12 protein-coding genes are annotated in these 12,584 nt (G+C 71.5%); 4 read left to right on the top strand and 8 right to left on the bottom strand.

Annotation, left to right across the window (positions count from 1 at the left end; all coding sequences use genetic code 11):
* Positions 1-49 precede the first annotated feature (49 nt).
* From ACWDGI_RS05000 to ACWDGI_RS04985, 4 genes are all read right to left on the bottom strand, one after another.
* Positions 50-469: a Fur family transcriptional regulator gene (locus tag ACWDGI_RS05000; RefSeq protein ID WP_351691469.1), complete on the bottom strand. Its 420-nt coding sequence runs from the start codon at positions 467-469 to the stop codon at positions 50-52.
* Between the two features lie 61 nt (positions 470-530).
* Positions 531-1,433 (bottom strand): metal ABC transporter permease, encoded by a 903-nt coding sequence (locus ACWDGI_RS04995; RefSeq protein ID WP_450755457.1) that lies wholly within the window; start codon positions 1,431-1,433, stop codon positions 531-533.
* Positions 1,433-2,194 carry a metal ABC transporter ATP-binding protein gene (locus tag ACWDGI_RS04990; RefSeq protein ID WP_450755455.1) on the bottom strand — a complete coding sequence of 254 codons (762 nt, stop codon included), beginning with the start codon at positions 2,192-2,194 and terminating at the stop codon, positions 1,433-1,435. Before ACWDGI_RS04990 ends, ACWDGI_RS04995 begins: the two co-directional genes overlap by 1 nt.
* Positions 2,195-2,205: 11 nt before the next feature.
* Entirely contained in the window at positions 2,206-3,162 is a 957-nt protein-coding gene (locus tag ACWDGI_RS04985; protein ID WP_450755453.1) for a metal ABC transporter substrate-binding protein, read from the bottom strand.
* A 185-nt stretch (positions 3,163-3,347) separates the two neighbouring features.
* Here ACWDGI_RS04985 and ACWDGI_RS04980 point away from each other — a divergent pair, with 185 nt between their 5' ends.
* Complete coding sequence (locus tag ACWDGI_RS04980) at positions 3,348-4,730, top strand: glycine--tRNA ligase (protein WP_450755451.1); 1,383 nt, start codon at positions 3,348-3,350, stop codon at positions 4,728-4,730.
* Positions 4,731-4,860: 130 nt separating this feature from the next.
* Here the strand turns inward: ACWDGI_RS04980 and ACWDGI_RS04975 are convergent, their stop codons facing one another.
* Entirely contained in the window at positions 4,861-5,907 is a 1,047-nt protein-coding gene (locus ACWDGI_RS04975; RefSeq protein ID WP_450756469.1) for a chitinase, read from the bottom strand.
* A gap of 310 nt (positions 5,908-6,217) precedes the next feature.
* Between ACWDGI_RS04975 and ACWDGI_RS04970 the strand changes: the two genes are divergently transcribed.
* On the top strand, positions 6,218-7,228 hold the full coding sequence (locus ACWDGI_RS04970; protein ID WP_450755449.1) for an aldo/keto reductase: 1,011 nt from the start codon (positions 6,218-6,220) through the stop codon (positions 7,226-7,228).
* Between the two features lie 26 nt (positions 7,229-7,254).
* Positions 7,255-7,857 (top strand): TetR family transcriptional regulator, encoded by a 603-nt coding sequence (locus ACWDGI_RS04965; protein ID WP_450755447.1) that lies wholly within the window; start codon positions 7,255-7,257, stop codon positions 7,855-7,857.
* Here the strand turns inward: ACWDGI_RS04965 and ACWDGI_RS04960 are convergent.
* The 3 genes from ACWDGI_RS04960 to ACWDGI_RS04950 all read right to left on the bottom strand — a co-directional run bounded on the left by ACWDGI_RS04960 (position 7,844) and on the right by ACWDGI_RS04950 (position 9,886).
* A complete protein-coding gene (locus tag ACWDGI_RS04960; RefSeq protein WP_450755445.1) occupies positions 7,844-8,275 on the bottom strand; it encodes a hypothetical protein in 432 nt (143 codons plus the stop codon). The two genes, ACWDGI_RS04965 and ACWDGI_RS04960, sit on opposite strands and share 14 nt — an antisense overlap.
* A 188-nt stretch (positions 8,276-8,463) precedes the next feature.
* Positions 8,464-9,606, bottom strand: coding sequence for a serine hydrolase domain-containing protein (locus tag ACWDGI_RS04955; protein WP_450756467.1), 1,143 nt, complete (start codon positions 9,604-9,606; stop codon positions 8,464-8,466).
* A 61-nt stretch (positions 9,607-9,667) separates the two neighbouring features.
* A complete protein-coding gene (locus ACWDGI_RS04950; protein ID WP_450755443.1) occupies positions 9,668-9,886 on the bottom strand; it encodes a hypothetical protein in 219 nt (72 codons plus the stop codon).
* 290 nt (positions 9,887-10,176) lie between these two features.
* On the opposite strand from ACWDGI_RS04950, the gene ACWDGI_RS04945 reads away from it, so the two are divergent.
* The gene (locus tag ACWDGI_RS04945; RefSeq protein ID WP_450755441.1) at positions 10,177-12,435 is read left to right on the top strand and encodes an ATP-binding SpoIIE family protein phosphatase; all 2,259 of its coding nucleotides are present in this window, start codon (positions 10,177-10,179) and stop codon (positions 12,433-12,435) included.
* Positions 12,436-12,584: the final 149 nt, after the last annotated feature.

Here is a 12,584-nt window from a genome sequence, read left to right as displayed (position 1 = left end):
GCCGCGTGGGCGCGAGCAACCCCCACCGGGCCGCGCCCGGACAACCGGCTCACCCCGCGGCGCACCCCGCGCAGTCCGCGCACGTCCCGAAGATCTCGACGGTGTGCGCCACATTCACGTACCCGTGCTCCGCCGCGATCGCCTCCGCCCACTTCTCCACCGCGGGCCCCTCCACCTCCACCGCCTTGCCGCACACGCGGCAGACCAGGTGGTGGTGGTGTTCGCCGGTGGAGCAGCGGCGGTACACCGACTCGCCGTCGGACGTGCGCAGGACGTCCACCTCGCCGGCGTCGGCGAGGTTCTGGAGGGTGCGGTACACCGTGGTGAGGCCCACCGAGTCGCCCTTGTGCTTGAGCATGTCGTGCAGTTCCTGCGCGCTGCGGAACTCCTCGACCTCGTCCAGGGCCGCCGCCACGGCTGCCCGCTGACGGGTCGAGCGGCCCTTCACGGGCGGTCCAGCGGTCGTCACCGGTTGCCTCCTCACATCACTGCTTCTGCCGGGCCATTGTGCCAGCCCGGAGTGTGCGCGGTCAGACGCCGACCTCGTCGGCGCCCTGCCGACCGGCCGGAATCGCGCACTCCGCCGGATCCCCGGCGGGCCGCCGCGAGGCCGCCGCACGGGCGCGTCGCCGGGCCAGCGGTGCGGCCAGCACGCTCAGCACGATGAACGCGGCGATCGTCAGCAGCACGATCGTCGCGCCCGGCGGAACGTACTGGTAGTACGACGTGATCGTGCCCCCGATCGTCACCGTCACCCCGATCGCGACGGCGATCGCGAAGGTGGCCGCGAAGCTCCGGCTCAGCTGCTGGGCCGCGGCCACCGGGACCACCATCAGCGCCGACACCAGCAGCAGCCCCACCACGCGCATCGCGACCGTGACCGTGACCGCCGCCGTGATCGCCGTCAGCAGGTTCAGCGCCCGCACCGGCAGGCCCGTCACCCGTGCGAACTCCTCGTCCTGGCTCACCGCGAACAGCTGCCGGCGCAGACCGAGGGTGACAAGGAGGACGAACGCGGCGAGCACGCAGATCGCGGTCACGTCCGACTCCGACACCGTCGACAGCGAGCCGAAGAGGTACGACATCAGGTTGGCGTTGGAGCCGCCAGGCGCGAGGTTGATCAGCATCACCCCGCCGGCCATCCCGCCGTAGAAGAGCATCGCGAGGGCGATGTCGCCGCGGGTCCTGCCGTACCAGCGGATCAGCTCCATCAGGATCGCGCCGAGGACGGAGACGGCCGTGGCCATCCACACCGGGGAGGTGGAGAGCAGGAAGCCCAGGCCGACGCCCGTCATCGCGACATGGCCGATGCCGTCGCCCATCAGGGCCTGGCGGCGCTGGACCAGGTAGATGCCGACGGCGGGCGCGGTGATGCCGACCAGGACGGCGGCGAGCAGGGCCCGCTGCATGAAGGCGTAGTTCAGGAAGTCCATCAGCTCAGCAGTCCCGTGCGGATCGGCGCGTGTTCGTGGGGGTGGACGTGGTCGTGGCCGGGGAGGGCGTGCTGGCCCACGGCCCGCGGGGGCGGCCCGTCGTGCAGGACGCAGCCGTCGCGCAGCACGACCGCGCGGTCGATCAGCGGCTCCAGCGGGCCCAGTTCGTGCAGGACCAGCAGGACCGTGGTGCCCTGCTCGACCTGCTCGCGCAGGGTCCGCGCGAGGATCTCCTGGCTGGCCAGGTCGACGCCGGCCATCGGCTCGTCCATGATCAGCAGTTCGGGCCGGGCCACCAGGGCGCGGGCGATCAGCACCCGCTGGTGCTGGCCGCCGGAGAGCGCCTCGACGTTGTCCTTGGCCCGGTCGGCCATCCCGACCAGGTCGAGCGCGTCCCGTACGGCCTGGTGGTCGGCCTTGCGGAAGAGGCCGAAGCGGGTGCGGGAGAGCAGACCGGCGGAGACGACCTCGGTGACGGTGGCGGGGACACCGCCCACGGCGGTGGTGCGCTGCGGGACGTAGCCGACCCGGGACCAGTCGCGGAAGGTGCCGCGCGGGGTGCCGAACAGCGTGATCTCGCCGCCGCTGGCCGGCACCTGGCCGATGATCGTACGGATCGCGGTCGACTTGCCGGAGCCGTTCGCGCCGAGCAGCGCGACGACCTCACCGCGGTGCACGCCGAGGTCGATGCCGCGCAGCACGGGGCGCGAGCCCAGCTCGGCGGTGACCCCGCGCAGGGATATGACGGGCTCGCCAGTCATCTTCTCTCCACTCACTTGGCGCCCAGGGCCGTCCGGAGGGCCTTGAGGTTGGCTTCCTGGACCGCGAAGTAGTCCTTGCCGCGGGACTTGCCGGTGATGCCCTCGATCGGGTCGAGGACGTCCGTCTTCAGTCCGGCGTCGGCGGCGATGGTCCTGGCGGTCTTGTCGCTGACGAGCGTCTCGTAGAACACGGTGCTGACGCCGTCGGCCTTGGCCATGGTCTCCAGGTCCTTCACGCGGGCCGCGCTCGGCTCCGACTCCGGGTCGAGGCCGTTGATGGCCTCCTCGGTCAGGCCGTAGCGCTCGGCGAGGTAGCCGAAGGCCGCGTGGGTGGTGATGAAGACCTTGGTCCTCGTGTTCGCCAGGCCGTCCTTGAACTGAGTGTCGAGGGCGTCCAGCTTCTCGACCAGGGCGGCGGTGTTCTTCCGGTAGTCGGCCGCGTGGTCCGGGTCGGCCTTCTCGAAGGCCTTGCCGACGCCTTCGGCGACCTGGGCGTAGCGCACCGGGTCCAGCCAGATGTGGGGGTCGAGCCCGGACAGCTCCTCGTTCTTCGAGGTGTCGTGCGTGGCCGCGTGGCCGCCGACCTCGTTGCCGTGCTGCTCCAGCGAGGTGAGGGAGGCCGCGTCGATCTTCGTCCTCACCGAGGACTGGGCGACGGCGTCGTCGACGGAGGGCTGGAGGTTCTTCAGGTAGAGGACCGCGTCGGACTTCTCGATCCCGATGATCTGCTTGGGGCTGATCTCCAGGTCGTGCGGTTCCTGGCCGGGCGATGTGAGACTGGTGACGTGGACGTGGTTCCCGCCGATCCGGTCGGCGAGGAAGGCCATCGGGTAGAACGACGCGACGACGTCGAACTTGCCGGTCTGGGCCGCCGTGGCGTCACCTCCGCAGGCGGTGAGGGTCGCTATGCCGAGTGCGGTGACGGTGGCCGCGGCGGCCGCGGGTATGAGGCGGCGTCGTACGTTCATGAGAGTCATTTTCAACAAACATGGAAACCGTTGTCAACAACCACCCGTAAGACCTCGGTAAGCCCTGGGCGGTCTGTCCGTCATGGGGGACCGATTTGGTCGAGGGGGAGCCCCCGCCGGTAACCTGAAGCATTCGCTCTGAAGCATCTCGCTTCGTCGCCCGTCGTCGTAATGAAGAGAGCACCGTGGCCGCCGACAAGATCGACACCATCGTCAGCCTGAGCAAGCGCCGTGGCTTCGTATTCCCGTGCAGTGAGATCTACGGCGGCCAGCGTGCCGCCTGGGACTACGGGCCGCTCGGTGTCGAGCTCAAGGAGAACCTGAAGCGCCAGTGGTGGCGCTACATGGTGACGTCGCGCGAGGACGTGGTCGGTCTCGACTCGTCCGTCATCCTGGCCCCGGAGGTCTGGGTGGCCTCCGGTCACGTCGCCACCTTCACGGACCCGCTGACCGAGTGCACCGCCTGCCACAAGCGGTTCCGCGCCGACCACCTGGAGGAGGCCTACGAGGCCAAGCACAACCGCCTCCCGGAGAACGGCCTGGCGGACGTGAACTGCCCGAACTGCGGCAACAAGGGCCAGTTCACCGAGCCCAAGCAGTTCTCGGGTCTGCTGTCGACGCACCTCGGCCCGACCCAGGACAGCGGCTCGGTCGCCTACCTGCGCCCCGAGACCGCGCAGGGCATCTTCACCAACTTCGCCCAGGTGCAGACCACCTCGCGCCGCAAGCCGCCGTTCGGCATCGCGCAGATGGGCAAGTCCTTCCGCAACGAGATCACGCCCGGCAACTTCATCTTCCGCACCCGCGAGTTCGAGCAGATGGAGATGGAGTTCTTCGTCAAGCCGGGCGAGGACGAGAAGTGGCAGGAGTACTGGATGGAGCAGCGCTGGAACTGGTACACCGGCCTGGGCCTGCGCGAGGAGAACATGCGGTGGTACGAGCACCCGAAGGAGAAGCTCTCCCACTACTCCAAGCGCACCGCCGACATCGAGTACCGCTTCCAGTTCGGCGGCAACGAGTGGGGTGAGCTGGAGGGCGTCGCCAACCGCACCGACTACGACCTCGGCGCCCACTCCAAGGCCTCCGGCCAGGACCTCTCCTACTTCGACCAGGAGGCCGGGGAGCGCTGGACGCCGTACGTCATCGAGCCGGCGGCCGGTGTCGGCCGCGCGATGCTCGCGTTCCTGCTCGACGCGTACGTCGAGGACGAGGCGCCGAACGCCAAGGGCAAGCTGGAGAAGCGCACGGTGCTGCGCCTCGACCACCGCCTGGCGCCGGTCAAGGTCGCGGTCCTGCCGCTGTCCCGCAACCCCGAGCTGTCCCCGAAGGCCAAGGGGCTGGCCGCCGCCCTGCGGCAGAACTGGAACATCGAGTTCGACGACGCCGGTGCCATCGGCCGCCGCTACCGCCGTCAGGACGAGATCGGTACGCCGTACTGCGTGACCGTCGACTTCGACACCCTCGAGGACAACGCGGTGACGGTCCGGGAGCGCGACTCGATGAAGCAGGAGCGGATCTCGCTGGACCAGATCGAGGGTTACCTCGCGGGGCGCCTCGTCGGGTGCTAGGAGTTTGAGTGGGCCGGCGTCTGCCCGGCTTGTGTGCGGTGCCGGCTGCGGGTCGTGCGTGGCTGGTCGCGCGGTTCCCCGCGCCCTTCGGGGCGCGGGGAACCGGCGTTTATGGGCTCAGCGGTTGGGCTCAGCGGTGCTGCAGTGCCTTCACGTTGTCGCCGAACGTCCAGTTCTTCGAGCCGTCCCAGTTGAGCGACCAGGTCATCAGGCCCTTGAGGGACGTGCCGTAGTGGTTCCAGGCCTGGGCGACCAGGCTCGGTGACATGTAGCCGCCGCCCGCTCCCGACTGCGCGGGCAGCCCCGGGACCTGCTTGTCGTACGGCACCTTGATCGTCGTACCCTGCACGACCAGGCCCTTGTCGAGGCAGTCGGTCTGGGCGGTGAAGCCGGCCACCGTGCCCGCCGAGTAGGAGTCGCCGGAGCACCCGTACATGCTGCCGTTGTAGTACTGCATGTTGAGCCACCACAGCCGGCCGTTGTCGGCGTACTTCTTGACGATCGGCAGATAGGCGCCCCAGATCGAGCCGTAGGTGATGCTGCCGCCGGTGACGTACGCCGTCTCCGGGGCCATCGTCAGGCCGAAGCCCGCCGGCATCTGGGCGAGGACGCCGTCGATGATGCGGACCAGGTTGGCCTGCGAGGTGGAGAGCTGGGTGATGGACCCGCTGCCCACCAGGCCGGTCTCGATGTCGATGTCGATGCCGTCGAAGTTGTACTTCTTCAGGATCGGGACGATCGTCGCGACGAACCTGTCGGCCACGGCGGACGAGCTCAGGTCGATGCCGGCCGCGGCGCCGCCGATCGACAGCAGGATGGTCTGGCCGGCCGCCTTCGCCGCGCACATCTCCGCGGGCGTCGCCACCTTCACGCCCGCGTCCATGCCGTCCTCCCACAGGGCCGTCCCGTCGGAACGGATCACCGGGAAGGCCGCGTTGATCACGTTGTAGCCGTGCGCGGCGATCCGGGAGTCGGTGATCGGGGTCCAGCCGAAGGGCGGGTGGACGCCGTTGGCGGAGCCGTCCCAGTTCTCCCAGTAGCCCTGCAGGACCTTTCCGGCGGGCCGCGACTTCACCGCGCAGGTGTCGGCGGCGGAGGCGGGAGCGGCGGCGGGGAGCTGGGTGAGCGCGGCGGTCGCCAGGGCGGCGGCGAGCAGGCTGAGGGCGCGGCGGAACATACGGATCCTCCCGGTGGGGGTGCGGCGAGGTGTCGTAGCCATGACAGTGCTCGTGGTCCAGACCTCTCGTCAATAGGTCTGGACCAGAAACGGGCGCACCTGGTACCGGGCGTGACCCGGTACCGGGCGTGAGGGTGGATGCGGGGGGTGGGTGTGACGGCGACCGCGGCGACGGGCGTGAGGGTGGGTGTGGTGACGGGCGTGAGGGCGGGTGCGGCTACGCGTGTGACGGCGACCGCCGCGACGGGTTGGTGACGAGTATGGAATGACAGATATTGAAATCTGTCAGCTGTCATGCCAAGGTGGAGTCATGACGATGCACACCCGTTCCCTCGGAACCACCGGCCCCCGCGTCTCCTCCCTCGGCCTCGGCTGCATGGGCATGTCCGCCCTCTACGGCGAGGCCGACCGCGCCGAGTCGATCGCCACCGTCCACGCCGCCCTCGACGCCGGCGTGACGCTCCTCGACACCGGCGACTTCTACGCCATGGGCCACAACGAGATGCTGGTCGGCGAGGCCCTGCGCACCGCCCCCGCGGCGCTCCGTGAAAAGGCCCTGACCAGCGTCAAGTTCGGCGCCCTGCGTGGCCCGGACGGCAGCTGGCTCGGCCACGACGGCCGCCCGGCCGCGGTGAAGAACTTCGCCGCCTACTCCCTCCAGCGCCTCGGCGTCGACCACATCGACGTCTACCGCATCGCCCGTGTCGACCCGGGCGTGCCGATCGAGGAGACCGTCGGCGCGATCGCCGAACTGGTCGAGCAGGGGTACGTCCGGCACATCGGCCTCAGTGAGGCGTCCGCGGACAACATCCGCCGGGCCGCCGCCACCGCGCCCATCTCCGACCTCCAGATCGAGTACGCGATCATCACCCGCGACATCGAGCGGGAGATCCTGCCCACCACCCGTGAGCTGGGCATCGGCATCACCGCGTACGGCGTGCTGTCCCGGGGGCTGATCTCCGGCCACTTCACCCGCGACCGGCAGCTCGGCGCGGGCGACTTCCGGGCCTTCTCACCCCGCTTCCAGGGCGAGAACCTCCAGCACAACCTCGACCTCGTCGACGCGCTGCGCAAGATCGCCGACGAGAAGGGCGTGACCGTCGCGCAGATCGCCATCGCCTGGGTGCTCTCCCGCGGCGACGACATCGTGCCGCTCGTCGGCGCCCGCACCCGCGAGCGGCTCGCCGAGTCGCTGGGCGCGCTGGACGTCACCCTGGACGCGGCCGACCTGGCGGCGATCGAGGAGGCCGTACCGGCGGACGCGGCGGCGGGCACCCGCTACCCGGCCGAGCAGATGAGCCATCTCGGCACCGAGCACTGACCGCGGCGCCGGGTACCGTCTAGGCCATGGCAGCGACGTCCCCGCCCCCGACCCCGGCCCTGACCGCCGAGCGCATCCTCGAGGCCACCGAGGAGGTGCTGCGCCGGCACGGCCCGGCCAAGGCCACCGTGGTGGACGTGGCCCGCGCGCTCGGCGTCAGCCACGGCAGCGTCTACCGGCACTTCCGGACCAAGGCGGCGCTGCGGGAGGCGGTGACCAAGCGGTGGCTGGACCGCACCTCGCGGGTGCTGTCCGTCATCGTCGCCGAGGACCGCGCTCCGGACGTGCGGCTGCGCGACTGGCTGTGGGCGCTCTTCGAAGCCAAGCGCCGCAAGGCCGGCGACGATCCGGAGCTGTTCGCCACCTACATGGTGCTGGTCGACGAGAACGGCCCGGCGGTCACCGGGCACATAGACGACCTGACCGGGCAGCTCGCCGAGATCCTCCGGGACGGGGTCGGCACGGGAGCCTTCACCGTGTCCGACCCCGCCGCGGCGGCCCGGGTCGTCTTCCAGGCCACCGGCCGCTTCCACGACCCGGGGTACGCGCGCGAGTGGGTGCGGCCGGAGGCCGAGGCGGACTTCGCCTCGTTGGTGGACCTGCTGCTGCGCGGCCTCAGCTCACCTTGACGGTGACCGTGGGGGAGTGGGTCTTGCCGGCCGCGATCCGCAGATGCTGGGTGCCCTTGGTGTTGATCTTCGCGGTCAGTGCGTAGGCGCTGCCGTTCTTGACCTTGACGCTCGCCCGGAGCGGGATCCACTTGCCGTTGTTCTCGTGCTGCAGCACCAGCGGCGTGCCGATCTTCAGGCCCTGGGTGCGACCCGTGAAGGTCACCCCGTCACCACCCTTGACCGAGGTCTTGTTCGCCTTGATCGTGATCGAGCCCATGGCGGACATGGACGGACTCGGCTTCGGCGTGGCGCTGCTGGGCGCGGGGCTCGGCTTGGCCCCCGCGGCGAAAGCGCCGGCGCCACCGGCGGACAGCAGCGCCAGCGAGAGGGCGCCGGCGGCGAGGGCCCGGGACACCGGGCGGTGGATGCGGTGCATGGCAGAGCTCCTGTCGATAGGACGGGGGGACTCCTCCAGGCTTGGCCGGGGCGCGCGCGACGGCGACCCGGGAGGGTGCACGAGCGGTGAGGGCCGCCCCTCGCTCCGGTAAAGTCCGCAGGTGGCGATATGTGCGCTGACCTCGCGATTCTTACCGATGATGTCACCCGAATGCAGTAATGGACGGGCTAGCCGGTGACCCGCCAGAAGTCCCGCATCAGCGAGTTCGGGGTCGGGCCCGTCATGGCCACCTGGGTCAGCAGGACCGTGACCGTGCCGGTGGTGGGGACCAGGTGCGCGGTGGTGCCGGTGCCGCCCACCCAGCCGTAGCGGCCGGGGACGTTCCAGGGGTCGGCCGGGGTGACGTCGACCTGGCCGCCGTAACCCCAGCCCTGACCCTCCAGGAAGAGGGTGGCGCGCTCGCGCTGGGCCGCCGTCAGGTGGTTGGTGGTCATCCGGCTGACCGAGGTCGCCGACAGGAGCCGGCGGCCGTCCGGGGCGACGCCCGCGTTCAGCAGCAGCCGGGCGAACGCCAGCCAGTCGTCGGCCGTGGAGACCAGGCCCCCGCCGCCCGAGGGGAAGCGCGGCAGGCGGCCGTAGTCGCCGTCCGGGGTGTCCGTCAGGCGCAGGGTGCCGTCCTCGGCCGGGGCGTAGGCCGAGGTGAACCGGTCCCGCTTCGAGGCCGGCACCTCGAACGCCGTGTCCCGCATGCCCAGCGGCTCGAAGATCCGCTCCGCCAGGAAGTCGGGGAAGGCACGGCCCGACACCCGGGCGACCAGGATGCCCTGCAGGGCGGACGAGGTGCCGTACAGCCAGGCCTCGCCCGGCTGGTGCAGCATCGGCACCTGGGCGAGCAGGCCCAGCCAGGTGTCCGGGTCCGGCCAGTCCCGGAAGGGGCGGCCGTGGTCCTGCACCGCGAACAGGGCCTGCGCGGCGGGCAGCGCGAAGTCGTCGGGAAGGCCCCAGCCGGCGCGGAAACTGAGCAGGTCCTCCACGGTGACCGGGCGGTCGGCCGGCACGACGTCGTCGACGGGGCTCGTGGGCGTGCGGACCACCGACGGCTTGGCCAGCTCGGGGAGCCACTCGGCCACCGGGTCGCCGAGCCCGATCCGGCCCTCGTCGACCAGCATCAGCACCGCGGCCGCGGTGACCGGCTTGGTGATCGACGCGATCCGGAAGATCGACTCCCGGGTCATCGGCGCGGACCCCTCGGCGTCCAGGTCCCCGACGGTCACGACCTCCACGTCGTCACCCCGGGCGACCAGCCCGACGGCGCCGGGAACCGTTCCGCCGTCGACATGGCGGCGCAGGGTGGCATGGAGCGGGGACACGGTCATCGGTCGTCCTTCCGTCGGGTGCGGTCGGACGTACGACTCCCACCCCGGCGGAAACTCATCGGGAGGGCTGGGCTCCCGCGGGGTCCACGGTGGCCTGGTGGGCCTCGGCCAGATGCTCCTCCGCCTTCAGCCAGGGCAGGAACTGCGCGCTCTGCCGCCAGCCGCAGGTGTCGCACCTGATCGTGCGCTGGATGCCGGTGCGCTGCACCCGCACCGTGTGTTCCCGACCGTGCTGGTCCCAGCGGCTGACCTTGCTCGAGTCGATCTGTGACATGACGCCTCCGAGTCGGTGCCCGATCTGCCGTTCGGCACGTGTCGACGGGAGGAGTGTGCAGCACGACCAACATCAACGGGGATTTCTTCACAGTGAGTTGGCCAAGCCGTGTCCGGGCGGCCGGCATTCCGTCGCTGGACAGGCCGTTCCCGGTGCGGGACCGGGCCACCGGACCAACCCTCGGACCACGAGCCGGACTTGGTGTACCGGCGGAAACCCTGGACACGGCATTGACCAAGGCTCAAGATGAGAGCGACCTTAGCTGAAGCGGCCACCGGCACGGAGAGGCGATGCTGCCGGATCCTCAACGTTTCCTGGCCGTCTCCGGCCGCCGGATCGCTCGCGCCGAGGGCGCGGCCCAGGTCGTCAGGGAGCTGTGCCTGTCGACCGTCCCGGACCTGGCTGACGGGGTGTTCGTCTACCTCGCCGAGCAACGGCAGGACCCGGACGGCCCGTTGCGCCTGCTCCTGGACGGACCGCCGGCCGAACTCGGCGGCCTGATGGGCGGCACGCCCCCGGCCGTCGCCCCGGTGCCCTCCGACGGAGTGCTGGCCGGGTTCCTGCGGTGCGGCAGGGCACGCGGCAGAGGTCCGGACGACATCGAGGAGGCGCTGCGTGAGCTGCTCGGGAGCGCTCCCCGTCTCCCGCAGGGGAACAGGGTCCTGCTCGCCCCGCTGCGCGCGCCCGACGCCGTCGTGGGCGTCGCGGTGTTCCTGCGGCGCATGGACCGGGAGGACTTCGTGGCGGACGACATCGCCCTGGCCGACGCGCTGGCGGCACAGGCCGCGCTCGGCGTGAGCGAGGACACCGACGCCCCGCAGGTCCGGCCCGCCGCCCCCAGGGCCCCGGACGAGGACCGGCTGCGCTACGTCGGCGCCGCCACCCGCCGGATCGCCCGCGGCTTCGACACCGACGAGATCGTGCTCGGCCTGTGCCGGGCCGCCGTACCGACGTACTCGGACGCGGCCCTCGTCTATCTGCGCGACCCGCTGCCGGTCGGCGACGAACGCCCGGCCGGCCCCGCCGTGCTGCGGCTGCGCCGCACCGACCGGATCAAGGGCCCCGGCGCCGAGGGCCTGGTCTGGCCGGCCGAGACCGTCGACGACGAGCAGGACGACCTGGACGCGTCCGACTGGAGCGAGGTGGTGCCCGGCGGCGCGCTCGCCGAGGTGCTGCGCGGGGTCCGGCCGGTGTTCGCCGATGAATCGGCGACCCGGGCCGCGCTGAGCGAACTCGTCGGCGAGGACAGCGCGTTGAACGGCTGGGCCGGTACGCACGCGATCCTCGCCCCGCTGCGCGGCCGCCGCCGGGTCACCGGCGCGGTGGTCTTCCTGCGCCGCCCGGAGCGCCCGGCGTTCGAGCCCGCCGACCTCCTGGTCGCCGCCCAGCTGGCCACCCACACCGCGCTCGGCGTCGACAAGGCCGTGCTGTACAGCCGCGAGGCCTTCATCGCCGACCGGCTGCAGCGCGCGATGCTGCCGCACTCCCTGCCCCGGCCCACCGGCGTCCGGCTGGCCGTCCGCTATCTCCCCGCCGCCGAGACCGCCCGCGTCGGCGGCGACTGGTACGACGCGATCCCGCTGCCCGGCAGCCGGGTGGCCCTCGTCGTCGGCGACGTCATGGGGCACTCCATGACCTCGGCCGCCGTGATGGGCCAGCTGCGCACCACCGCGCTGACCCTGGCCGGCCTCGACCTGCCGCCGCAGGAGGTGCTCCACCACCTCGACGAGCAGGCCCAGCGCCTCGGCACGGACCGCATGGCGACCTGCCTGTACGTCGTCTACGACCCGGTCTCGCACCGCATCACCGTCGCCAACGCCGGCCATCCGCCGCCGATCCTGCTGCACCCCGGCGGCAAGACGGAGGTCCTCGCGGTGCCGCCCGGCGCCCCGATCGGCGTCGGCGGCATCGACTTCGAGGCGGTCGAGCTGGACGCGCCCGCCGGGGCGACCCTGCTCCTCTACACCGACGGCCTGGTCGAGTCCCGGCTGCGCGACGTGTGGACCGGCATCGAGCAGCTGCGCGAACGGCTCGCCGCCACCGCCCAGTTGACCGGCCCCGACCGGCCGCCCCCGCTGGAGGCGCTGTGCGACGAGGTCCTCGACATGCTCGGGCCCGGCGACCGGGACGACGACATCGCGCTGCTCGCCGCCCGCTTCGACGGCATCGCGCCGAGCGACGTGGCCTACTGGACCCTCGAACCGGAGGACAGCAGCCCCGGCCGGGCGCGCCGGCTCACCCGGCAGGCCCTGGCCGGCTGGGGCCTCGACGAACTCACCGACACGGCCGAGCTGCTGGTCAGCGAGATCGTCACCAACGCCGCACGGCACGCCTCCCGGCCGATCAGCCTGCGGCTGCTCCGTACCGACGTGCTGCGCTGCGAGGTCGGCGACGACGTGCCGCAACTGCCCAGACTGCGCCGGGCGTCACCCGAGGAGGAGCACGGCCGGGGCCTGTTCCTGGTGAACCGCCTGGCCCGCCGCTGGGGCACCACCCGACTGGGCACCGGCAAGATCGTCTGGTTCGAACTGGGCGGCACCGGAGCCTGACCGCCCCGAAGGCGCGAGCGGAACCGCACGACCGGCTACCCTGAAGACCTACGAGAACCTCCGCGACCGGCCGCCCTGAAGGTCCACGAGAAACTCCGCGACCGGTCGCCCTGAAGGGGCGCGGGGAACTGCGCGACCGGCCACGACGT

The sequence above is a fragment of the Streptomyces sp. NPDC001220 genome, assembly GCF_053597895.1.
Note: the sequence above shows the minus strand (reverse complement) of the source record. Positions and strands in the feature narration are given on the sequence as shown.